Source organism: Pseudomonas sp. Soil_N_39 (assembly GCF_057655955.1).
Genome location: NZ_JBDGLI010000004.1, coordinates 1 through 23296, shown reverse-complemented (window position 1 = coordinate 23296; position 23296 = coordinate 1). Strand labels below are relative to the sequence as shown.

At 61.6% G+C, this 23296-nt stretch carries 22 protein-coding genes; 9 read left to right on the top strand and 13 right to left on the bottom strand.

Going from position 1 to position 23296, the window contains the following annotated elements; genetic code table 11:
- The first annotated feature begins 47 nt into the window (after positions 1-47).
- Together AC3A5O_RS07235 and AC3A5O_RS07230 are read left to right on the top strand one after the other, a co-directional pair.
- Positions 48-1691: a GMC family oxidoreductase gene (locus tag AC3A5O_RS07235; RefSeq protein WP_305490801.1), complete on the top strand. Its 1644-nt coding sequence runs from the start codon at positions 48-50 to the stop codon at positions 1689-1691.
- Between the two features lie 207 nt (positions 1692-1898).
- Positions 1899-3521 carry an MFS transporter gene (locus AC3A5O_RS07230; RefSeq protein ID WP_305467655.1) on the top strand — a complete coding sequence of 541 codons (1623 nt, stop codon included), beginning with the start codon at positions 1899-1901 and terminating at the stop codon, positions 3519-3521.
- A gap of 42 nt (positions 3522-3563) precedes the next feature.
- Here the strand turns inward: AC3A5O_RS07230 and AC3A5O_RS07225 are convergent, their stop codons facing one another.
- The 4 genes from AC3A5O_RS07225 to AC3A5O_RS07210 form a co-directional block, all read right to left on the bottom strand.
- Positions 3564-6041: a TonB-dependent siderophore receptor gene (locus AC3A5O_RS07225; RefSeq protein WP_305481848.1), complete on the bottom strand. Its 2478-nt coding sequence runs from the start codon at positions 6039-6041 to the stop codon at positions 3564-3566.
- Between the two features lie 86 nt (positions 6042-6127).
- The gene (locus AC3A5O_RS07220) at positions 6128-7096 is read right to left on the bottom strand and encodes a FecR domain-containing protein (RefSeq protein WP_487753020.1); all 969 of its coding nucleotides are present in this window, start codon (positions 7094-7096) and stop codon (positions 6128-6130) included.
- Positions 7093-7614 carry a sigma-70 family RNA polymerase sigma factor gene (locus AC3A5O_RS07215; protein ID WP_122568471.1) on the bottom strand — a complete coding sequence of 174 codons (522 nt, stop codon included), beginning with the start codon at positions 7612-7614 and terminating at the stop codon, positions 7093-7095. Before AC3A5O_RS07215 ends, AC3A5O_RS07220 begins: the two co-directional genes overlap by 4 nt.
- Before the next feature lie 103 nt (positions 7615-7717).
- Positions 7718-8125 (bottom strand): response regulator, encoded by a 408-nt coding sequence (locus AC3A5O_RS07210; protein WP_122568470.1) that lies wholly within the window; start codon positions 8123-8125, stop codon positions 7718-7720.
- Positions 8126-8367: 242 nt separating this feature from the next.
- Here AC3A5O_RS07210 and AC3A5O_RS07205 point away from each other — a divergent pair, with 242 nt between their 5' ends.
- The gene (locus AC3A5O_RS07205; RefSeq protein WP_487753019.1) at positions 8368-10308 is read left to right on the top strand and encodes a DNA topoisomerase III; all 1941 of its coding nucleotides are present in this window, start codon (positions 8368-8370) and stop codon (positions 10306-10308) included.
- Between the two features lie 634 nt (positions 10309-10942).
- Positions 10943-11272, top strand: a complete 330-nt coding sequence (locus AC3A5O_RS07200) for a hypothetical protein (protein ID WP_060741484.1) — start codon at positions 10943-10945, stop codon at positions 11270-11272.
- A 63-nt stretch (positions 11273-11335) separates the two neighbouring features.
- Here the strand turns inward: AC3A5O_RS07200 and glsB are convergent, their stop codons facing one another.
- The gene (gene glsB, locus AC3A5O_RS07195) at positions 11336-12244 is read right to left on the bottom strand and encodes a glutaminase B (protein ID WP_122568468.1); all 909 of its coding nucleotides are present in this window, start codon (positions 12242-12244) and stop codon (positions 11336-11338) included.
- 302 nt (positions 12245-12546) lie between these two features.
- On the opposite strand from glsB, the gene AC3A5O_RS07190 reads away from it, so the two are divergent.
- Complete coding sequence (locus AC3A5O_RS07190; RefSeq protein WP_058545342.1) at positions 12547-12741, top strand: hypothetical protein; 195 nt, start codon at positions 12547-12549, stop codon at positions 12739-12741.
- 9 nt (positions 12742-12750) lie between these two features.
- Here the strand turns inward: AC3A5O_RS07190 and AC3A5O_RS07185 are convergent, their stop codons facing one another.
- The 7 genes from AC3A5O_RS07185 to AC3A5O_RS07155 form a co-directional block, all read right to left on the bottom strand.
- Entirely contained in the window at positions 12751-13770 is a 1020-nt protein-coding gene (locus AC3A5O_RS07185) for a hypothetical protein (RefSeq protein ID WP_487753018.1), read from the bottom strand.
- A gap of 206 nt (positions 13771-13976) precedes the next feature.
- Positions 13977-14906: a ZIP family metal transporter gene (locus tag AC3A5O_RS07180; RefSeq protein WP_122568465.1), complete on the bottom strand. Its 930-nt coding sequence runs from the start codon at positions 14904-14906 to the stop codon at positions 13977-13979.
- 108 nt (positions 14907-15014) lie between these two features.
- Entirely contained in the window at positions 15015-15896 is an 882-nt protein-coding gene (locus tag AC3A5O_RS07175) for a manganese catalase family protein (RefSeq protein ID WP_122568464.1), read from the bottom strand.
- Between the two features lie 255 nt (positions 15897-16151).
- Complete coding sequence (locus AC3A5O_RS07170) at positions 16152-16529, bottom strand: con-10 family general stress protein (protein WP_439653623.1); 378 nt, start codon at positions 16527-16529, stop codon at positions 16152-16154.
- 517 nt (positions 16530-17046) lie between these two features.
- Positions 17047-17295, bottom strand: a complete 249-nt coding sequence (locus AC3A5O_RS07165; protein ID WP_305467664.1) for a metallothionein — start codon at positions 17293-17295, stop codon at positions 17047-17049.
- A gap of 35 nt (positions 17296-17330) precedes the next feature.
- Positions 17331-17588 (bottom strand): hypothetical protein, encoded by a 258-nt coding sequence (locus tag AC3A5O_RS07160; protein ID WP_122568461.1) that lies wholly within the window; start codon positions 17586-17588, stop codon positions 17331-17333.
- A 62-nt stretch (positions 17589-17650) separates the two neighbouring features.
- The gene (locus AC3A5O_RS07155) at positions 17651-18160 is read right to left on the bottom strand and encodes a ferritin-like domain-containing protein (RefSeq protein ID WP_122568460.1); all 510 of its coding nucleotides are present in this window, start codon (positions 18158-18160) and stop codon (positions 17651-17653) included.
- Positions 18161-18342: 182 nt separating this feature from the next.
- Here AC3A5O_RS07155 and AC3A5O_RS07150 point away from each other — a divergent pair, with 182 nt between their 5' ends.
- Complete coding sequence (locus tag AC3A5O_RS07150; protein WP_305490803.1) at positions 18343-19182, top strand: NAD-dependent protein deacetylase; 840 nt, start codon at positions 18343-18345, stop codon at positions 19180-19182.
- Between the two features lie 118 nt (positions 19183-19300).
- Here AC3A5O_RS07150 and AC3A5O_RS07145 read toward each other — a convergent pair whose 3' ends face one another.
- Entirely contained in the window at positions 19301-20191 is an 891-nt protein-coding gene (locus tag AC3A5O_RS07145; RefSeq protein ID WP_487753017.1) for a LysR substrate-binding domain-containing protein, read from the bottom strand.
- Positions 20192-20428: 237 nt separating this feature from the next.
- Here AC3A5O_RS07145 and AC3A5O_RS07140 point away from each other — a divergent pair, with 237 nt between their 5' ends.
- Genes AC3A5O_RS07140 through AC3A5O_RS07130 form a run of 3 tightly spaced genes read left to right on the top strand, consistent with a single transcriptional unit; the run spans position 20429 to position 23021 of the window.
- Positions 20429-21127 carry a CoA transferase subunit A gene (locus AC3A5O_RS07140; protein ID WP_122568457.1) on the top strand — a complete coding sequence of 233 codons (699 nt, stop codon included), beginning with the start codon at positions 20429-20431 and terminating at the stop codon, positions 21125-21127.
- A gap of 35 nt (positions 21128-21162) precedes the next feature.
- The gene (locus AC3A5O_RS07135; protein WP_487753016.1) at positions 21163-21828 is read left to right on the top strand and encodes a CoA transferase subunit B; all 666 of its coding nucleotides are present in this window, start codon (positions 21163-21165) and stop codon (positions 21826-21828) included.
- Between the two features lie 11 nt (positions 21829-21839).
- Positions 21840-23021, top strand: coding sequence for an acetyl-CoA C-acetyltransferase (locus AC3A5O_RS07130; RefSeq protein ID WP_305467668.1), 1182 nt, complete (start codon positions 21840-21842; stop codon positions 23019-23021).
- The last annotated feature ends 275 nt before the right edge of the window (positions 23022-23296 follow it).

The window sequence follows — 23296 nt, the reverse complement described above, 5'->3', positions numbered from 1 at the left end:
AACTAACAACTAGGATGGATCCCACAACAACAAGAATGAGGTCGCGAATGCAACCTGTCGTCGATGAATACGATTACGTGATCGTGGGCGCCGGCCCTGCCGGGTGCTTGCTGGCCAATCGACTGTCGGCCAACCCGCAACACCGGGTGCTGCTGCTCGAAGCCGGCGGGCGCGACAACTATCCGTGGATTCACATCCCGGTCGGCTACCTGTTCTGCATCGGCAACCCGCGCACCGACTGGTGCTTCAAGACCGAAGCGCAACCGGGCCTGCAAGGCCGCGCCCTGAGCTACCCGCGCGGCAAGGTCCTGGGCGGTTGTTCCTCCATCAACGGCATGATCTACATGCGCGGCCAGGCTGCGGACTACGACGGCTGGGCCGCCGAGGGCAATCCCGGCTGGGCCTGGGAGGACGTGCTGCCGCTGTTTCGCCAGAGCGAAAACCACTTTGCCGGCGCATCCGAATTCCATGGCTCCGGCGGCGAATGGCGGGTCGAACGCCAGCGCTTGTCATGGCCGATTCTCGATGCCTTCCGCAGCGCCGCCGAGCAGAGCGGCATCCCCAACGTCGACGATTTCAACAGCGGCGACAATGAAGGCTGCGGCTACTTCCAGGTCAACCAGAAAGCCGGGGTGCGCTGGAACGCGGCCAAGGCGTTCCTCAAGCCGGTTCGCCAGCGCGCCAACCTCACGGTGCTGACCGACATCGAGGTCGACCGGGTGTTGCTGCGTGACGACCGCGCCCACGCCGTCAGCGCGCGCTGGCAAGGCAAGGGCATGACCTTCAAGGCCCGCAAGGAGATCGTCCTGTGCGCCGGGGCCGTCGGCTCGCCGGGGATCCTGCAACGTTCCGGGATCGGCCCGCGCAGCCTGCTGCAACGCCTGGGCATCGGCGTGACCCATGAGCTGCCCGGTGTCGGTGGCAACTTGCAGGATCACCTGCAACTACGGCTGATCTACCAATTGGAAAACGCCCGCACCCTGAACCAGATCGCCGGCACCCTGTGGGGCAAGATGGGCATGGGCCTGCGCTACCTGTACGACCGCAGCGGCCCGCTGTCCATGGCCCCCAGCCAACTCGGCGCGTTCGCCCGCTCGGGCCCGGAGCAGACCTCGGCCAACCTCGAATACCACGTGCAGCCGTTGTCCCTGGAACGCTTCGGCGAACCGCTACACAGCTTCCCGGCCTTCACCGCGTCGGTCTGCGACCTGCGCCCGCAAAGCCGTGGCCGGGTGGACATTCGTTCGGCCGACCCGCACGAAGCGCCGCTGATCCAACCCAATTACTTGAGCCACCCCGAAGACTTGCGGGTCGCCGCCGACGCCATCCGTCTGACCCGACGCATCGTCGCGGCCCCGGCCCTGAGCGCGTTCAAACCGGTGGAATACCTGCCGGGCCCCGGCCTGCAAACCGAAGAGGAACTGCACCAGGCCGCCGCCCGCATCGGCACGACGATTTTCCACCCGGTGGGCACGTGCCGCATGGGCCAGGATCGCGACGCGGTGGTGGACGCGCAACTGCGCGTCCACGGCATCAAGGGCCTGCGCATCGCCGATGCCTCGATCATGCCGCGCATCACCTCGGGCAACACCTGCTCGCCGACGCTGATGATTGCCGAGAAGGCAGCGCAGATGATGCTTGAGGCGGACACAAGAATCACCACGCCCCAAAAGGAGCCTGCCACGGTCTGAAAAACAACAGAGCCCCCTCTGTGGGAGCGAGCTTGCTCGCGAAGGCGGTGTGTCAGCTAACGATGATGTCGACTGGCGCACCGCTTTCGCGAGCAAGCCCGCTCCCACAGGGGGAAATGTGTAAGCAAAAGGAACGTATCAAATCAGGAGACGCCACCCCGGCGTCGCAGTGGAACAACAAAAACAATCACTGTGAGGGATACCGCTATGTCCGAGCATGTTCAGCCCCTGGAAGCCACGCGCAGCGCCGGCACCAGCCAGGAAACCCAGAAAGTCATCTTCGCCTCGTCCCTGGGGACGGTGTTCGAGTGGTACGACTTTTTCCTCTACGGCGCCCTGGCGGCGGTGATCAGCAAGCAGTTCTTTGCCGGGGTCAACGACACCACCGCGTTTATCTTCGCCCTGATGGCCTTCGCCGCCGGTTTCATCGTGCGGCCGTTCGGGGCCCTGGTGTTCGGTCGGTTGGGGGACATGATCGGGCGCAAGTACACGTTCCTGGCCACCATCATCCTCATGGGCCTGGCGACGTTCTGCGTCGGCCTGCTGCCCAACTACGCCAGCATCGGCATCGCCGCGCCGATCATCCTGGTGGTGTTGCGCATGCTCCAGGGCTTGGCCTTGGGCGGTGAATACGGTGGCGCGGCGACTTATGTGGCCGAGCACGCGCCAATGGGCAAGCGCGGTTTCCATACCAGTTGGATTCAGTCCACCGCCACGTTGGGGCTGTTGCTCTCGCTGCTGGTGGTGCTGGGCTGCCGCTACTTCACCGGCGATCAATTCGAAGTCTGGGGCTGGCGCATTCCGTTCCTGCTGTCGATCCTGCTGTTGGGCATATCCACCTGGATTCGCCTGAGCCTGCATGAGTCGCCGGCCTTCCTGAAAATGAAAGAGGAAGGCAAGTGCTGCAAGGCGCCGATCCGCGAGTCGTTTGGCAAATGGGAAAACTTGAAGGTGGTGCTGATCGCCCTGTTCAGCATCAACGCCGGGCAAGCGGTGACCTTTTACGCCGCGCAGTTCTATGTGCTGTTTTTCCTCACCCAGTTCCTGAAGATGGACCCAGCCCTGGCCAACAGCCTGCTGATCGTCAGCGTGGTGATCGGCGCGCCGTTCTTTATCTTTTTTGGTTGGCTGTCAGACAAGGTCGGGCGCAAACCGGTGCTGATGATCGGCCTGCTGCTGGCCACCGCCCTGTACTTCCCGATCTTCAAGACCCTGGCCCACTACGCCAACCCGGCCATCGATCAAGCAAGCCGCCAGGCACCGATCACCGTGGTCGCCGACCCGGCCACCTGCACCTTCCAGTTCGACCCGGTGGGCAAGGCGCGTTTCGACAGCCCATGCGACAAGGTCAAGACCTTCCTGGTCAAGCAAGGCCTGCCCTACAGCAGCGTCGCGGCTCCGGCCGGCAGCACGGTACAGATCAGCGTCGGTGACGTGAAACTCGAAGGGTACGACGAAGCCGCCCTGCGCGGTGCGGTGACCCTGGCCGGCTACCCGCAGCAAGCCGACGCCCAGCAGATCAACCGGCCGATGATCGTGGCCTTGATCGTGGCGCTGATCATCATCTCGGCGATGTGCTACGGACCGCTGGCGGCGTTGATGGTCGAACTGTTCCCGACCCGGATCCGCTACACCTCCATGTCCCTGCCCTACCACATCGGCAACGGCTGGTTCGGCGGTTTCCTGCCCACCGTGTCGTTCGCCCTGGTGGTCTACACCGGGGATATTTTCTACGGGCTGTGGTACCCGGTGGTGATTACCGGGGTGAGCTTGGTGGTGGGCATGATCTGCCTGCGGGAAACCCGCAACGTGGACTTGGATACCAACTGAGGGCAACACCGTGGCGAGGGCCTTGGCGCCCTCGCCACTGCCTCAGAAGTGCGCCTTCACAGTCATGGTGAAGTTGCGCGGCTCACCGTAATAGTTACCGAAACTCTCGGTGCCAATCGTGGTGTAGTAGCGCTTGTCGAACAGGTTGTTGCCATTGAGGGCCACCGACCAGGTGTCATCGATGCGGTAGCCAACGCGACCGTTCCACACGGCATAACCGGCCTGGGTGATCTTCTCGCCGGTCGCCGGCGATACCCGGAAGTTGTCGCTTTGGGCATTGACCCCGGCACCGACACTGAACCGCTCCAACGCCCCGCCGAGGGCATAATCGCCCCACAGGCGCAGCACATGGCGCGGCACGTAGCTGTTGAATGAGCCGCCGTTGAGGCTGGTATCAATGTCGTTGAGGGTCTTGGTCTGAGTGTAGGTATAGCCGGCCAGCAGTTGCAGACGCTCGATGACTTCACCGCTGATCTCGGCTTCGAAACCCTGGGCGCGCACCTTGCCGGCGTTCTCATAGCAAAAACCGTCCGAGGACGCACAACTGGAGAAGTAGTCAGTCTGGGCCTGGTCTTTCTGCAGCGTGCGGAACAGGTTGAAGGCGCTGTTCAGGCGTCCTTCGAACCACTCGCCCTTGATCCCCAGCTCATAACTCTCGCCCACCAGGGGCTTGAGCGCCGAGCCGCTTGCGGAGCGATAGTTGCCCTGGGGCGTGAAGATATCCGAATAGCTGGCGTAGGCGGTCAGGTGCTCATTGAGGTCCAGCAACACCGCGGCAAACGGCGTGACTTGCCCCGTCTCCGTGCTCTTGGCGTGTTCCGTACCGCCGGTGAGGAACACCGAGTCGGTCTTGGAGCTGTACCAGCTCACCCGGCTGCCCACGACAAACGTCAACGGGTCCGCCAGTTTCAGGCGCAGGGTCGAATACATCCCTTGCTGCTCGGTCACGGTCTTGACCGGACCACCGCGCGTCGAGTTTTCGATGAAGTAACTGTCGTCCGGTTCGGGAATATGTCGGTCCGGATCGAACACATTCTGCTTCTGTGGCAGCAGTGCCACTGAGAAGAAATCATCCTTGTCCGAACGACTGGCGTTAAAACCGATGATCAACTCATGTTGCTGCCCCAGGGCGTCGAACTTGCCGTCCAGGTAGGCATCGAGGCCGTAATCGACCTGGTCATAGTCATACATGCTGCCCAGCATGTTGGTGGTCGAGGTGCCGGGCGCCACCGAGCCCGATGCAAAGGCGTATTTGATGTCCTGGGTATTTTTCGTATAGACCCCGGCGACCTTCACGGCCCAGTCGTCATTGAGCTGATGTGCGATATCGCCGAACACCGTGGTCCGCTGGCTGCGCCAAGTGTTCCACGAGGGGTCCAGGCAGGTGGAGCGACTGAGTTTCAGATCACTGCCGTCCCGGTAGCGAGGAAGGCCGCCCCAGCAGGGGCTGGCATCGACGTCTTCATAGGCGATGCCCAAGCCGAGCGTCGTGTCGGGCGACAGATCGAAGTCCAGGGCACCGTAATAGATCTGGTCCTTGCGCCGGGCATCGTCGTAGAAATAATGCCGGCTCTGTTCGGCGATCACCGCCCTGCCCCGCACGGTGCCAGAATCATTCAACGGGCCACCGGTATCGACCTGCCCACGGTAGTTGTCCCAGGTGCCGCCCGAAAGGCTGAGCTCGGTCTGGGCCGTGGTCTGCCCCCGTTTACGGACGAAGTTGACGCCGCCGGACGTGCCGCCCGCCCCCTTCATCATCCCGGCGGCGCCGCGCAGCACTTCGACACGGTCGTAATAGGCCATGTCGCTGCTGAAACTGTCGGCCTGGACATAGCTGTTGCCCATGTCCAGCGGAACGCCGTCGTATTGATACTGGCCAGACATGCGGAACCCGCGGGAGTAAAAATACTTGCCGCCCATGGTCGAGTCGTAGACGGTGATGCCGGGGGTCTTTTCCATGACCTGTTCGATGGTATTGAGGTTCTGGTCATCGAGCATCTTGCGAGTGATCACCGTCACCGATTGCGGCGTTTCACGCAGGGAGTGCGCACCCTTGCTGATGGTGACCGCGCCCGTCGTGTAGGAATTGCTCTGCTCAGTGGTTGCCCCGAGTCGCTGAGCCTCGATGGTGGTGGCATCCAGCTCCAGTGCCGAACCGCTGACCGGCACGGAGCGCAGCACGTACGTGCCGTTAGCCTGGAGGGCAGCTTGCAGACCGCTCCCCCCCAGAATGCGCGCAAAGCCGTCGCCCACGCCGAAAGAACCTTTCAGGCCGGGCGATCGCAAACCTTCGAGTTGCCGGGCATCAAACGAAATGGCGACACCGGCGGCGCTGGAGAAACGGGTCAGCACATCCACCAGGCTACCGGCGCCGATATCGTAGGCCTGCACCGCACGCTGCTGCGCCACAGCCGTTGGAGCCGACCCGGCGTTCACGACCGTGGCACCGGCAGTCGTGACCGCCAGCAAACCGATTTTCACTGCAAACACCAGACGGCCTGGCGCGCTCACCCACGTCATACTTCCCCTCCCCCAAACGGTCGATAAAAACTCACTGAGGAAGAGCCGAACGATGAGGATGAAAAGTGCAGGGGCTGGTTTTTTTATTACGCAGCATTACCACCGACGCCAGCGGAGACCTGGACCCAGAAGCGGCTGTAGCGGGTCACCCGCAACGAAAAGCCACTTTCCAGCGCGGCCAGGGCGAGATCGGTGTTATCGACGGGAAACACACCGGACACCTTCAAGTCGCCAATCGCCGGATCCCAGCGCAGAACACCGGGTCGATAGCGCGACAGTTCACCCAGCAGCGCTGCCAGAGGCCGGTCAATGGCGATGATGCTTCCCTTCTGCCAGGCACCCACCGACACATCGTTGCCGCGCAGCGCCCCCAACGACCGCTCATTGAAATCCAGGCGCTGGCCGGCCTCGACCCGCATCTTTGAGCCACTCGCCGGCAGGCTCACCTCGACCGCTTTCTCCAGCACCGCCACTTCGCCGCCCCGCGCCTGGCCACGGACGATGAAACGCGTGCCCAGCGCCAGCACCTCGGCCGGCCCCGCAACCACCTTGAACGGACGTCGCAAGGGATCGACCGCCGTCGTCACGAGCACCTCACCGCGCAACAGTTCCAGACGCCGCTGCTGCCCATCGAAACGAACATTGATCGAGGTGTCGGTGTTGAGCATGAGCGTGCTGCCATCGGCCAACTGAAACTCGCGACGCTCACCCACCGCAGTGCGGTAATCGCAAAACAGGTTCTGCGTCGCCTGACTGCGCCAACCCAACCAGCCCAGGCCGCCGGCGGACGTCAGCAGCAAGGCGCTGCGCAGCACCTGCCGCCGGGATCGCTGGTGGGTGTCGCTCAAGGTCGGTGCCGCCAGGGCGCCCGGCACACTCGCCATCTGCTCGGCCACCGCGGCCATGCGCTGCCAGGCCTGGCCGTGCAACGGATCGGCGGCGAGCCAGGCGCGCCAATCGGCCCGGTCCGCGTCGGTCGTAATGCCGGAATGCAGCCGGGCGTACCAGCGCGCCGCCACACGGATGGCTTGCAACTCTTCGGGCGGCAGGTTCATGAAAGCTGCAATTGAATCTGCATCAGGCAGCAATGTTCCATGGCCTTGGCCATGTGATTGTTGACCGTGCGGACGCTGACGCCCAAGCGCTCGGCAATTTGCGGGTACGTCAAGCCATCGAACTGCGACAGGATGAACGCTTGCCTGACGCGCGGCCCCAACCCCAGGAGCAGACGGTCGATCTCCATCAGGGCCTGGAGCAGGATCGCCTGCTCTTCCAGCGATGGGTGCTGCTCTTGCGGCATGGCGGCCAAGGCTTCGAGGTAGGATTGCTCCAGCGAGCGGCGGCGAAACAGGTCGATCAGCAGCCCCTTGGCGATCATCGACAAGTACGGTCTCGGCTCGCGGATATCCAGCGCGGTGCGCGCCTTGATGACCCGCACGAACGTATCCTGGGTCAGGTCGGCGGCATCGAACGTGTTGCCCAAGCGCTTGCGCAACCAGCCCTGGAGCCAACTGTGATGATCACTGTACAGAACGTCGACAGCACTGCGTAGGGACAGATCGTGGGCGGGCATGGCAATGGAATAATTCGCGACTGATAATGACTCGCATTGTCATGGAGCCCATCGCCGCTTGCAACCCAAACGTGCCCGGCCGCCTCCATCCTCTGGCATCACTTTAGTGGATGGCGTGATTTTTCACCGTGCTCTCCACCAGGTCCAGCATCTGTCCCAGGGCCCAGGGCTTGGCGATGAACGACGCGTGGTGCTTGATCCCGGCGCTTTCCGGCGTCTCGAAGCCGGACATGATCAGCAGCGGGATCTGCGGCCAGCGGTCTCCGGTCAGGTTGGCCAGGTCCGCACCGTCGATCTTGCCGGGCATGGTGATGTCGGTGAGCAACAGATCGACGAAATGGGCGCTCTTTTCGAGGAACTCCAAGGCATCATCAGCGTTTTTCTGAGGCTCCACGACAAATCCTTCTTCCTCAAGGATTTCACAGAGAAATTCCAGGATAGTTGGATCATCTTCCACCACGAGAATCAAACGTGTAGTCGCCTGGCCGTTGCCATTTGGCATCGAATTCATGAAAGTGACTCTCCTTGACCTCATAAACTTTCTTTGCGGTTTCAACCGCCTTGAAGTTATGAGCCATCCCCCTGCGAGAAATTCATTCTGCGTGCCGACAGGCCGCCGAATGTCACGCCAGCCCCCTCCTTGGCAACGCAGCGCAACGCTTTTATCTGTATATCCATACAGATAAAACTTGCCCTGGCGCCCATCCATGACCATGCTACAGCCCCAAGAAATCTGCTCAGGAAAAGGGCGCTATGCAGCTGTACCTGTGTGAAAAGCCGTCCCAGGCCAAGGACATCGCCGCCGTGCTCGGTGCCACGCGCCGTGGCGACGGTTGCTGGCTGGGCCCTGGCGTCACGGTTACCTGGTGCATCGGCCACCTGCTGGAAACCGCCCCACCCGACGCCTACGACGCGCGTTACAAGCGCTGGGTCCTGGCCGACCTGCCCATCGTGCCCGCGCAATGGAAAATGACCGTCAAGCCGAAAACCGCCAGCCAGTACAAGGCGGTCAAGCGCCTGTTGGGGGAAGCGAAGGAATTGGTGATCGCCACCGACGCCGACCGCGAAGGCGAAATGATCGCCCGGGAGCTGGTGGAACATTGCCGCTATCGCGGACCGATCCGGCGGCTATGGCTGTCGGCCCTGGACGAAGCGTCGATCCGCAAAGCTCTGGCCGCCCTCAAGCCGGGCATCGAAACCTTCAACCTGTATCACTCGGCCCTGGGGCGCTCCCGGGCCGACTGGCTGATCGGCATGAACATGAGTCGCCTGTTCACCTTGCTGGGGCGCCAGTCCGGCTACCAAGGCGTGTTGCCGGTAGGCCGCGTGCAGACACCGACGCTGCGACTGGTGGTGGACCGCGACCGCAGCATCGCCAACTTCGTGCCGGTGGCCTATTGGGCCATCGACGTGCAACTGAGCCACGAAGGCACGGCGTTCACTGCCCAGTGGCGCGCCGACCCGGATGCCTGCGACGACCAGGAACGCTGCCTGAACCAGGCCCTGGCCCGGGACGCCGCCCAGGCCATGAGCAACGCCGCCACCGCCCGGACGCTGAAGGTGCGTACCGAGCGCCTGCGCGAAGCGGCGCCGTTACCCTTCGACCTGGGCACCCTGCAGGAAGTCTGCTCGAAGAAACTCGGCCTCGGCGCCCAGGAAACCCTGGACATTGCCCAGTCGCTCTATGAGACTTACAAGCTCATCACCTACCCCCGCAGCGATTGCGGTTTCCTGCCCTTGAGCCAGCACAGCGAAGCACCGGCCATCCTGGCCGCACTCGCCCAGGCCGACCCAAGCCTGGCGCCGCTGCGCGAACATTTGCAGCCGCAGCGCAAATCCCGGGCCTGGAACGACGCCAAGGTCAGTGCTCACCACGGCATCATTCCCACCGCAGCCGCCAAGAACCTCGACAAACTCACCGGCAAGCCGCGTGCGGTCTATACGTTGATTCGCGCGCGCTACCTGGCGCAGTTCCTGCCCAACCACGAATACGACCGGACCCAGGCTGACTTCAACTGTGCCGGCCAGGCGCTGCGTGCCGTGGGTAAGCAGATCGTCGAACCCGGCTGGAAACGCGCCCTGCCCGAAGCTCTGGCGCCGGCAAAGGGCCGTGAAGCACCGGCGCCGCAAACCTTACCGGCACTGGCCGAAGGTCGCGATTGCGCGGTGGACGAGGTGAAACCCAAAGACCTGTGGACCCAGCCGCCCAAGCCGTTCACCGAAGGCGACCTGATCAAGGCGATGAAGAACGTCGCCAAGCTAGTGGAAGACCCGTTGCTCAAACAGAAGCTCAAGGACACCACCGGCATCGGCACCGAAGCGACCCGAGCCTCGATCATCCAGGGGCTGCTCGACCGCGGTTACCTGGTGAAAAACGGCAAGGCCCTGTCCGCCACACCGGCGGCCTTCAGCCTCATCGACGCCGTGCCCCGGGCCATCGCCGACCCGGGCACCACCGCCATCTGGGAGCAAGCCCTGGACATGGTGCAGAGCGGGGAAATGAGCCTTGAAGAGTTCGTCACCCGGCAAGCCGCCTGGATGAGCAAGCACGTCGCCCGCTGCCAGGGCATGAGCCTGACCATCAGCGGCCCGGCCAGCCCCGCCGGGCGTGGCGCAACGCCATGGAAAAACAAACGCAAGCCGGCCAAGCGCAAGACCGGCGGCGCACCGCGCAAGGCGAGCAAGGCCACCTGAACAAAAATCAGGCCCACCCTGATTCCTCCTGTGGGAGCGAGCTTGCTCGCGATAGCGGCGTGTCAGTCAATTATCTGTTGGCTGATCCACCGCTATCGCGAGCAAGCTCGCTCCCACATTGACGAGGTCTGACTGAAAATCTTCATACCCAAACCATTTTGTCCGACAATATGTAGTGAGCAAAAATAATCACTACAAAACCGTTGACGCCTCCGATTTGCCCTTGCATGATGCAGACGTCTCCCCGATCGGGAGTACAGGCAACTGTTTGAGCAAGCTCGTCTGACCGCCGAGCTGTTTTATGGATAAGGGACTGCCCACAAGGCAGATTGAAGGTGCTGACCTGGCATGACCGTCCGGTAACAAGGACGAGAAACGTCGGCGAAGATCCTCATGACGCGCGTGGTCGACCCTCGAAAGTTGACACTGCCTGATGATTCTTCGCTGTTTCTCTTCGTTGTAGCGCATTTGCGTAGCAGCCCTTCGATAACACTACACAACCGATGCACGACCCCGTCGAAGTTCGACGGACGAACGCTGACGGCCTGGTTTCGGTAGCAGGCAGGCACTTACCGAGTAGCGAAGTTTTTGCGAACCACCAGACAGATCAACCAAATGGTCAAGGGGCTTACACATGAATCTGAATAATCAACCATCTATTGATGAACTGGCTCGCATGTTCGCCGCACACAAGGACACACTCGACAGCCATATCCTGTGGATCAGCAAGACTGGCCAGGTCCACATGGACTGCCTGTCGCCCTACACCCAAGAAGACGAGTTCGAAAAGAACACGCAAGAGCTGTGTGCCCGGCTGAAGATGTACCGCCGTGGCCAGGGCTACGTTGGCAAGAAGGCCGCCGCTGACAAAGACTTCATGGGCCGCGTGTTGCAAACGCTGACCCAGGCCTGGCAGTCGATGCAGAACACGTCCGAGGTCCGGGTCATCGACCGCCTCTGCTGATATCCCCTAACAAAAGGGCCCGCTCCTGGATCAGGAGCGGGCCCTTTTTTGTGAGACCGGAAACTAGAACACCGACCAGCCGATTCGCTGGCTCATCATTTCCAGCGCCGCCATGCCGGCCAGGGAGTTGCCGGCGACGTTGAGTTCGGGCGACCAGACGCAGACGGTGAACCTTCCTGGCACCACGGCGACAATCCCGCCACCGACACCGCTCTTGCCCGGGAGGCCGACGCGATAAGCGAAGTTGCCGGCCTCATCGTACAAGCCGCTGGTGGCCATGATGGAATTGACCTGCTGGGTCTGCCGGGCGCTGAGAATCTGTTCGCCGCTGTGCTTGCAGAACCCATCGTTGGCCAGGAAGCAGAATGCCCGCGCCAGGTCGATGCAGCTCATCCGCAAGGCACAGTGGCTGAAATAACTGCGCAGCACGGCTTCCACGTCGTTATGGAAGTTGCCGAACGATTGCATCAGGTACGCCATCGCCGCGTTGCGGGCGCGGTGCTGGTATTCCGACTCGGCGACCTTGCCGTCCACCATCACCTGCGGGTTACCCGACAGGCGGCGCACGAAATCACGCATCGACAGCGCCGGAGCCGCAAAACGCGACTGGTTGATATCGCAGATCACCAACGCGCCGGCATTGATGAACGGGTTACGCGGCCGACCACGCTCGAACTCCAGTTGCACCAGGGAATTGAAGGGCTGGCCAGATGGCTCATGGCCCAGGCGTTCCCAGATCGCTTCGCCGGAATGCCCGATGGCCTGCACCAGGCTGAACACCTTGGAAATACTCTGCACCGAAAACGCTGTGTCGGCGTCGCCAGCGCAATACAACTCGCCATCATTGCCATACACGGCAATACCCAACTGGTTGGGCACCACGGTGCCCAGGGCAGGAATGTAATCGGCTACCTTGCCCTGACCAATCAGGGGGCGAACCGCATCGAGGATCTCGTTCAACAGTGCTTGCATACGCGCGGGGTCCAGTCATTCCCCGTTCGAGTGCGGGGATACAGACGCTAGACGCTGGTGGACGGGGTCAGAGCACACTGATTATCAAGCTTCAGGCATACAACCCTGTAGCAAGGGGATCTGTGGGTGCAGACTTTGTGGGAGCAAGGCTTGCCCGCGATGAAAATGACATGGTCTATCTGGAACCGAGTCGCCTGCTTCGCGGGCAAGCCTTGCTCCCACAGGATGCAAGCGTTTTCATGGGCGCTGGTCATCAAATCGAGCGGTCTATAGTTCTAAGGATCAATCGGCAGGAGCAGACGATGCGTCAGATCATGCAAAAAGAACCCTGGTGGGCCTCGCCGCCCAAGCCAGGGCAGGATGAAAGCGAGCTGGAATGGGGTTGGCTGGTGATCTACAGCGAAGGCGAGCCACGTTTCGAATTCATCAAGGAACGTCCATCGGACGAGCAGATCCGCCATCGCAAGGGCTGTCGCGTCACCCTCGGCTCAGAATGAACCGGCCCGTCACGGCTTGATGTCCGGCAGTGCCACCGCCCGATTGGCCAGGTCCGCCTCCACCAGGCTGCCCCCTATTTCTTCGTCCAGGTAGTACACCGGTGCCATCACCCCGCTGAGGGGATGCTTGAGTGACTTGAACCACGCCTCGTCGAACGCAGCGCTCAGGCTTTTGCGGATCTGCGCCTCCATTTCCGGCCGCTCGCCCTCGTGGATGATCGCGCGAATACCCGCCACGCCCACCGAGATCAACGCCCCGACCGCCTTCCCGGCCACGGCCGCCGCCGCACCGGTTGCCCCACGCGTGGCGAACTGGGCCTCGATTTTTTCGCTGGTGCGTTGCGCCACCGTGGCGATCACTGCCTCCGATGGCCCGGCACCTGTGGTTGCAGCCTTGTTGACGTGATCGATCAGGGCCGCATAGGCCGGCAGGGTGGTCAACGGTTCGGTGTGGACCATCTCGTACAACGAAGCGTCACGCGCCGCCGGCGGCCCCAGGCGGATGGCCGGGATGCCGTGCAGGCGCCGGTTCATCAGTTCGTTCGGGATGCGATGCCGCAGGGCGATGACCTGGACCTGCTGATTGAGCTGGCGCAGGTAGTAGTCCATTGCGTTGGCCCTGATCGCTTCGGGATCGATTTCCACCGCCACCGGTTCCAGCACCTGATCGCGATACTGTTCCTGCAGGTAAACCGCCAGGCGCCTGGCCGAGGAATCCGCTTCGCCCTCGGCGCTGGCGGCATACCAACTGACCTTCACCGCCAGCCACTCCTGGGTCCAATAGCTGCTGAACCAGGGGATGAATTCAACCTCGGTGCGCTCGTAGACCAACACGCGCCAATGCTCCATCGACCCACGGGCGTAGAGTGCCGCCTGTTCGACGGCGCTTTTCGATGCCGCGATGATCTGTTGGTCCACCTGCCGCCAAGTGTCCTGGGCAATCACTACCGTGGCGACCGATTGACCGCGCTGTGGCGCGACGCACCCCGCCAGAACGAGCACAACGGCCAACATCAGCGAACGCAGCACAGTCGCGCCACCCCGGATTCATGTGATCCACGGGGTTGAGTATAGGTCGTGAGGAACAGGGATCCGGGTTAAACACACAAAACCAATGTGGGAGCGAGCTTGCTCGCGACAGCGGTGTATCAGTTGCTATCAACGCTACTGACCCACCGCTATCGCGGGCAAGCTCGCTCCCACAGGATCTAATCCAACAGGTATCTGGCAGGCCTTCAACCCAACGCCGTGTCGAGAAACATCATCACCGCAAAGCCCATCATCAACCCCAGAGTGGCCGGGGTTTCATGGCCGTTGCGATGGGTCTCGGGAATCACCTCGTGGGAGACCACGAAGATCATCGCCCCCGCCGCCAGCCCCAGGCTGATGGGGTACGCGACGGCCACACCCGACGACATGCCCAGGCCGATCACCGCCCCCAGTGGCTCCATCAGCCCCGAGCCGACCGCGATGAGCGCAGCACGCAAGGTGCTGATGCCGGTGACGCGCAGCGCCATGGCGATGGCCAGGCCCTCGGGGATGTCCTGGATGGCGATGGCGGTGGTCAGGGGCAAACCGACCTTGAAATCGCCATCGGCAAAACTGACGCCGATGGCCATGCCTTCCGGCAAGTTGTGCAAGGTGATGGCAAGCACGAACAGCCAGACGCGATTGATGCGCTCGGCTTGCGGGCCGCGCCGACCACTCAACTCGTGCTCATGGGGGACGAAACGGTCGAGGCCGATCATCAAGGCGACGCCCAACCCCAGGCCGACCACGACGACAAACGCGGCGAGCAATTGATTGCCACAAATGACCTGTGCAGCCTCGATCCCCGGCAAAATCAGTGAGAATGAACTGGCGGCGAGCATCATGCCCGCGGCGAAACCCAGCATGATGTCCTGGGTTCGGGACGAGATGTCCCGCAATACCACTGCCATCAACGCGCCCAAGGCGGTGGCGGCAAAACCCGATGTACCGCCCAGCACGGCGTAGCCCAGGTTTTGCCGGTCTGCTCCCACCAGTGCGTTGTAACCGCTGTAGAGCAATAGCCCGGCAATCACCGCCAGCCCCAGCCAGAAGGTCACCCCTAGCACTAGATTGTTTTGCACAGGATCCAGCCAGGTACGCCAGGGCGACCGGATCCGGGAGGTGGGCTGGTCCATCGAATGTCCTTACTGGGGTTAGCCAGGCCAAGTCTGGTCGTTCGCGCCACGGCTTGAACGATCAAACGCAATGTTCAGGCGAGGGAGCCAAGCCCCCTCGCCGGTTTCCTAAAGTTTGTCACCTTGTAACCCTGAACCCAAGTCGGCACCTGTGGTGGGGTCGCTATCGGGGTTGGACATCGTCCGTGCCTTCATGTCCATCAACAACGCTTCGTCTTTTTTACTCAACTGTACACTGGCGAGCCCATCGCCGCCGTCCACGGCGGGCGTTGGGTTTTCGACGAACTCCCAATCGTCGCCCTGGTTCCATGGACCGCGCACGGAAGGTTCGCCTTGGGACATGTTGAAATACACATGGCTGAACTCTGGCATACCGGGCAATTTGCCTTGGGGGAAATTGGGCTGGATCGAATGCAAGGCTTTTTCGAACGACAACTGGTGCGCGATTTCACGAGTCATCAAAAAGCCCAGTGCTTCTTTTACGCCGGGATCGTCAGTGAGGTTCATCAGCCGTTCATAGATGATTTTCGCCCGGGCCTCGGCGGCGATGTTAGAGCGCATGTCCGCCGTAGGTTCGCCGATGGTGTCGACATAGGCGGCAGTCCAGGGCACGCCAGCAGAGTTGGTCAGCGGCGAGCCGGCGCCATACAAGAGGCTGGTGATGTGAGAGTCGTTACCGGCACCGTTGATGTCCCGGTACAGTTGCCCTTCCTTCTCCACCCCTTCGGCCATCCTGCCCTTGGCACCCTTGTTCAACATCACGATGATCGAACCGATCACTTCCAAGTGGCTGAGCTCTTCGGTGGCGATGTCCATCAGCAAATCCTTGCGACCCGGATCGTCCTCGGACAAGGCCTGGGTGAAATAACGCGACGCCGCCGCCAGTTCCCCTTGGGCCCCACCGAACTGCTCGAGCAGCAGGTTGGCGAGGCCAGGATTAGGCTCAGCGACACGCACGGTGTACTGCAATCTTTTGTTATGTAAAAACATGATTGAACTCCTCGTTCAGGTACACGGCATGAGAACACTGCCGACGGCAGGCCCATGAAAGTCTGAAGAAGTTAAACGAATAAAATTTAGTTTTTATTCAAAACAGAGGACGAGTGGTCTATTGCAACTCAAGCACACTCGCTTATTTTCAAACAATAAAATCCATCAGCGAAGTCGGGCATGAATACCCGACTTAATATCACCGCCGAAACAGGTCCCTGCCCAATGGCACGGGACCTGCGAGACCGCGAAACATTACGAATTACGACCGCCACCGCGGCTGTTTTCAGCGCCTTTCTTGCCGGCTTCAGAGGCTTTATCCCGGTCGTTGGTAACGTTGCCGCCCGAGGCCTGACCACCTTTTCTGCCGGCTTCAGAAGCCCGTTCAGGGTCGTTGGCAAAGTTACCCCCCGAGGCTTGTCCGCCTTTGCGTCCGGCTTCTGCGGCGCGTTGCGGGTCGTTGGCAAAATTGCCGCCCGAGGCCTGGCCACCCTTGCGCCCAGCCTCGGAAGCGCGCTCAGGATTATTGGCAAAATTACCACCTGATGCCTGGCCGCCCTTTTTCCCGGCTTGCGATGCCTTTTCACGATCGTTAGCGAAATTGCCAGGGTTGTTATTACCTGTGTTAGCCATTTCATTCACCTCGTTAAATTGATATCAACGAATCTTGCTGACTCGTCTTATTCGGAAAACATGACGCCGCCAAGGTTTTAAGGAAACGCGGCAAACGGCGACGAATGGTCAACGCTTCTATTTACACCTGTACCCTTGATAGTTATTGCAACAGGCTATTAAACAAGCGGCGACCGATTAACAGTCTTAACGCTAAAACTTCATCCAACGAAAAACCTGTGGGAGCGAGCTTGCTCGCGGTAGCGGTGTATCAGGCGATAGTGATAGTGAGTGATTGATCGCTATCGCGAGCAAGCTTGCTCCCACATGGATCTACGGAAAAACAGTGCGTGTCTTTCCACGCTGTCCGCCAAAGGCCGGGCCACGCCGGCACCCCATTGCACCGGTCTCGTCACCCTGGCCTCGCGCCGTTCCAGGAAGCCAAAACTCGCGGGCTGCCGGTGTTGTCCTGCACCACCGCACTGACCGGCTTGCGGCGTCCGGATACCCTGTCGCCGATACCCGGATTCAAGAATGCTCAGGGTGAAATCGGATCGCTCGCTGGAAACGTTTCCTCCAACGCGTCGTCCAGTTGGTTGTTGGTGACATTCCGATCCCCCACCTTACCGCTGCGCTCGCAATGGCAATCGGGTGAAGGACAAGGTTCACCGTTGGGATGTTGTTCGGCGCAGGCCTGGCTGCAATACGCCTCGCCGTCGTGGTTGAACATCCGTTGCGGATCCACCTCGCATTGGCAATCGGGGCAACCGCACTTTACTTTGCTCATGCTCTTTCTCCCGAGGTAACGGGTTGAAGGCGCCGTCAAAACTGGACATCGAGGTTCGCCGTTGCTACACCGTGGTTGGCCACATACACATCGGCAGTCCAGCCCTTGGTCAGGTTGTGATAGGACTGGGTGCCCAGGGCCGTGCCGCTGTCCCACGCCAGAATGTCGCCAATATCGATGTCATTGGCTGAACTCAGCTTCAGCACCGTATGGCGGTCCTCTTGCTTCACATACACACCCACCATTGAGCTCTCTCGATTGATGGCCCGTACTTCACCCTGGGTCCGCTTCATACGTTTCCTCTCTCGGCAGTTTCAGGAGCAGCCACACCACAGGGCCGACCGCTCTTTGCTGCTCAGCGTTTGGCTTCGGTATGTGGGGTAGCCGAACGCTCCAGGAACGCCGCGGTAATCTGCGGCAGGTGGTCGCGCAACCAATCGGCCATGGCGATTTCCTGTGGCAGGATCTGTTCGCAGGCCCGTTGCGTCTCCACATCGCCGGCCATTTTCGCGGCCTCGATCAACACGGTGTAGGAGGCAATCTCGAGGTTCTCGAACACGTAGCCACTCATGGCGCCCTTGACCACTTCGTCGCTCATCGTCATCCCGCCCACCGCTTGACCAAAGGCCATGAGTTTGCCGGCCAGGTCCTTGAGCGTCGACGTACTGCCGCCCAGGCGCTGGATGCATTGCTCCACGAGCTTCTGCTGCCCGAGCGTCTCTTCCAGGTGCTGTTCGATCCGGGTCTTGAGCGCCGGGTAATGCTCGAGCCGCGCGGCCTGGGCCTTGAGCATTTTTTCCGCTTGCTGTTCCATGGCATGGGCATCGTTGAGCCAATCCAACAGGTTCTCTTTAGGCGTTGCCATTTCCTTCTCCTTAGCCCTGGTCGCCACTGCGGCGCAGCGCGACGGTTCTGAAATACCGCACATAAAGGTGGATATCGCGGCGCGGGGGAAAGTTTGAACAAACCAGCAGCCAGGGCGACGAAAGGCGTCTGCTCGCTCCAGGTGCTAACCTCAACGGCTCAAGGCCAGCGCAGACACCTTCCATGCCCGACGACTTTCACCAAGCCCCCATCGATCAGTTACTGGCGTACACCGCCGGGCGCCGCTTCCTCGTGCTCACCGGCGCCGGCATCAGCACCCCTTCGGGCATCCCCGATTATCGCGACAGCGACGGCGTGCGTCGGGGTCGACAGCCGATGATGTACCAGGAGTTCCTCGCCCAGGCCGAGGCACGACGGCGCTATTGGGCCAGGGCGATGCTGGGCTGGCCACGGGTCAGGCAGGCCAGGCCGAACGTCGCTCACGAAGCCTTGGCCGAGTTGCAGGCGCAGCAACGCATCACCGGCCTGATTACCCAGAATGTCGACACCCTGCATGACCAGGCCGGCAGCCAGGACGTCATCGAACTGCACGGCAGCCTGCATCGCGTGTTGTGCCTGGATTGCGGCCAGCGCAGCGAGCGACAGCAGATTCAGCGATTGATGGAAACCCAAAACCCTTACCTGGCCGGCGTCGATGCGGTACAGGCACCTGATGGCGACACCCTGCTCGACCCCGCGTTCGAGGCGCGCTTCCAAGTCCCCCATTGCCCCCATTGCGGCGGCGAGCGGTTAAAACCCGACGTGGTGTTTTTCGGCGAGAACGTCGCCCCCCTCACCGCGACCCGCGCCATGCAAGCCGTCGAGCACGCGGACGGCCTGCTGGTGGTGGGTTCGTCGCTGATGGCGTATTCAGCGTTTCGCCTGTGCCGGGCCATCAAGGACCAGGGCAAGCCGCTGCTGGCGATCAACCGAGGCAAGACCCGGGCTGATGAGCTGTTGGACCTCAAGCTGGAAGAACCCTGTGAACAGTTGTTGCCGTTGCTGACACAACACCCGCTCTAACCACACCACCATCCCCTGTGGGAGCGAGCTTGCTCGCGATGGCGGAGTGTCAGTCACTATCACCGCTGGCTGATCCGACGCCTTCGCGAGCAAGCTCGCTCCCACAGGGTATGGATGGTTAACGCGCTCCCAGACCCTGATCCCTGAGCGTATCGAACAACGCCTGCGCCGCCGCTGACAGTTCATGCCCCGGCTTGGTCAGCACCCCGATGGCTCGCTCGATCACCGGATCGCTCAAGGTGATGCAGCGGGCCCCCAGCTCATGCATCTGCCCGACACACAGCGCCGGCACGGCACTCACCCCCAGCCCACTGGCGACCATCCGCCCGACGGTCGCCAACTGGTGGCTCTCGAACTCCACGGGCAGCTTCATCCCTCGGGCCTGCAGATGCTCTTCCAACATCACCCGCACGGTGGAGGGCCGTTGCAGCGTGATGAAGGGCTGCTCCAGCAGGGTTTCCCAGTGGATTTCGTCGTGCTGGGCAAACGGTGAGTCCAGCGGCACCACCGCGACGAAGCGATCGAGGTACAAAGGCGTGAACGCCAAAGACGAACCCTGCATCGGCTCGAACGCCACGCCCAGTTCGACATGGCGATCACGGACCATTTCCAGCACCTGTTCATTGATCACATCGTTGACCGTGACGTTGACATTCGGATAGCGGGCGCGGAAGGTCTTGAGGATCGGCGGCAACAGGTTGCCGGCAAACGAAGGCATCGCCGCCAGCGTCACGCGACCGCGCTGCAAGGTGAAGCGCTGGCGCATTTCGTCCTCGGCGTTGTCCCAGTCGGCCACCAGTCGGCGGGCCAGGGGCAGCAGCGACTCACCTTCGGGGGTCAACGCCACGTTGCGGGTATTGCGGCTGAACAAGCGGCCACCGAGGCCTTCTTCCAGGGCCTTGATGGTCAAGCTCAGGGCCGATTGGGAGAGGTGCAGCCGCTCGCAGGCCACGGCGAAACTCAGACTCTGGGCCACGGCGAGGAAGGCGCGGACTTGCTTGAGGGTCATGGTCGTTTTGTGTCCGGTTGGGTAGGAGCTGTCGAAGGCTGCGATCTTTTGATCTTTCGCTTGAGATTCACGCGTTATTGGAAAGATCGCAGCCTCGTTGCACTCGACAGCTCCTACGGAGGGAGGTAACTATTGAGTTTTATCAATCAATCCAATCTAAAAATCAACTTAACAAATATATGACTTGGCGCAACACTGCATTCCATTGCGACCCCATCAAGAATAAAAGAGGTGTCTATGGCAGGTTTCGACAAACGCGTGAGCTCTTATGAGCAAGCGCTGGAAGGCTTGAAGGACGGCATGACCGTCATCGCCGGCGGCTTCGGCCTGTGCGGTATCCCGGAAAACCTGATCGCCGAGATCAAGCGCAAGGGCATCCGCGACCTCACCGTGGTGTCCAACAACTGCGGCGTGGACGGTTTCGGCCTCGGCGTGCTGCTGGAAGACCGGCAGATCCGCAAGGTGGTCGCCTCCTACGTGGGCGAGAACGCCCTGTTCGAGAAGCAGCTGCTGAGCGGCGAAATCGAAGTCGTGCTCACCCCCCAAGGCACCCTCGCCGAAAAAATGCGCGCCGGTGGCGCGGGCATCCCGGCCTTCTTCACCGCCACTGGCGTCGGCACACCCGTGGCCGAAGGCAAGGAAGTGCGTGAATTCCATGGCCGCCAGTACCTGATGGAAGAATCCATCACTGGCGACTTCGCCATCGTCAAAGGCTGGAAGGCTGACCATTTCGGCAACGTGATCTATCGCCACACCGCCCAGAACTTCAACCCGCTGGCCGCCACAGCGGGCAAGATCACCGTGGTGGAAGTCGAAGAAATCGTCGAACCCGGCGAGCTGGACCCGACGCAGATCCACACCCCTGGCATCTACGTCGACCGGGTCATTTGCGGCACGTTCGAAAAACGCATCGAACAGCGCACCGTGCGCAAGTGACCCCCTGCCCCCGGCCCGAATGAAGGAATAAGAACATGGCACTTTCCCGCGAACAAATGGCTCAACGCGTCGCCCGCGAAATGCAGGACGGCTACTACGTGAACCTGGGCATCGGCATTCCGACCCTGGTCGCCAACTACATTCCCGAAGGTATGGAAGTCATGCTGCAATCGGAAAACGGCCTGCTCGGCATGGGCGCGTTTCCCACCGAAGCCGAAGTCGACGCTGACATGATCAACGCCGGCAAGCAGACCGTCACCGCACGCATCGGCGCGTCGATCTTCTCTTCGGCCGAATCGTTTGCCATGATCCGTGGCGGCCACATCGACCTGACCGTGCTCGGCGCATTCGAGGTGGATGTCGAAGGTAACATTGCCTCGTGGATGATCCCCGGCAAGCTGGTCAAGGGCATGGGCGGCGCGATGGACCTGGTGGCCGGTGCCGAGAACATCATCGTCACCATGACCCATGCGTCCAAGGACGGTGAGTCGAAACTGCTGCCGCGCTGCAGCCTGCCGCTGACCGGTGCCGGGTGCATCAAGCGCGTGCTGACCGACCTGGCCTACCTGGAAATCCAGGACGGCGCCTTCATCCTGAAAGAACGCGCTCCAGGCGTCAGCGTCGAGGAAATCGTCGCCAAGACCGCCGGCAAGTTGATCGTGCCGGACCACGTGTCTGAAATGCAGTTCGCTGCCCAGTGAGGAGAGATTCGATGCAAGAAGTCGTGATTGTCGCCGCTACCCGTACCGCCATCGGCAGCTTCCAGGGTTCGCTGGCTGCCATTCCCGCCCCGGAACTCGGTGCGGCGGTGATTCGTCGCCTGCTGGAGCAGACCGGTTTGTCCGGCGAGCAGGTCGATGAAGTGATTCTTGGCCAGGTGCTGACCGCAGGTTCTGGGCAAAACCCGGCGCGCCAGGCGTCGATCCTCGCTGGCCTGCCCCACGCCGTGCCGGCGCTGACTTTGAACAAGGTCTGCGGCTCAGGGCTCAAGGCGTTGCACCTGGGCGCCCAGGCGATCCGCTGTGGCGATGCCGAGGTCATCATCGCTGGCGGCATGGAAAACATGAGCCTGGCTCCGTACGTGTTGCCGGCCGCCCGTACCGGCCTGCGCATGGGCCACGCGAAGATGATCGACAGCATGATCACCGACGGTTTGTGGGATGCCTTCAACGATTACCACATGGGCATCACCGCCGAGAACCTGGTGGACAAGTACGAGATCAGTCGCGAGGAGCAGGACGCCTTCGCCGCCGCGTCCCAGCAGAAAGCCGTCGCCGCCGTTGAAGGCGGTCGGTTCGCCGATGAGATCACGCCGATCCTGATTCCCCAGCGCAAAGGCGATCCCGTGGCGTTCGCCACGGATGAACAGCCGCGCGCCGGTACCACCGCTGAATCCCTGGGCAAGCTCAAGCCGGCCTTCAAGAAGGACGGCAGCGTCACTGCGGGTAATGCGTCCTCGCTGAATGATGGCGCCGCCGCCGTGATCCTGATGAGCGCGGAAAAAGCCAAGGCCCTCGGCCTGCCGGTCCTGGCGAAAATCAGTGCATACGCCAATGCCGGCGTCGACCCGGCCATCATGGGCATTGGCCCGGTCTCGGCCACCCGTCGCTGCCTGGACAAGGCTGGCTGGTCGCTGGAGCAGCTTGACCTGATCGAAGCCAACGAAGCCTTCGCCGCCCAGTCGCTGGCCGTAGCCCGGGAACTGAAATGGGACATGAACAAGGTCAACGTCAATGGCGGCGCCATCGCCCTGGGCCACCCTATCGGTGCCTCGGGTTGCCGGGTCCTGGTGTCGCTGCTGCATGAAATGATCAAGCGCGACGCCAAGAAAGGCCTCGTGACCCTGTGCATCGGCGGCGGCCAAGGCGTGGCCCTGGCACTGGAGCGGGCATAACCGACACGGGTTCAACGGTGGCTGCACGGACCCACGAATATCCGTGCAGCCACTGGCCCCCCCCCGGCGCGACCTCGGTTGCGCCGGTTTTTTTTTGCCTGCTGGTTTATGTGCATGGCTTGCCGACCCCATCGCGAGCAAGCTCGCTCCCACAGGGGACCAGGGGTACACAACCTCTATGCTCGCCACAAAACCCTGTGGGAGCCGGGCTTGCCCGCGATGGCGGCGGTACATTCAGCCTCCCAGTGACAGATACACCGCTTTCGCGAGCAAGC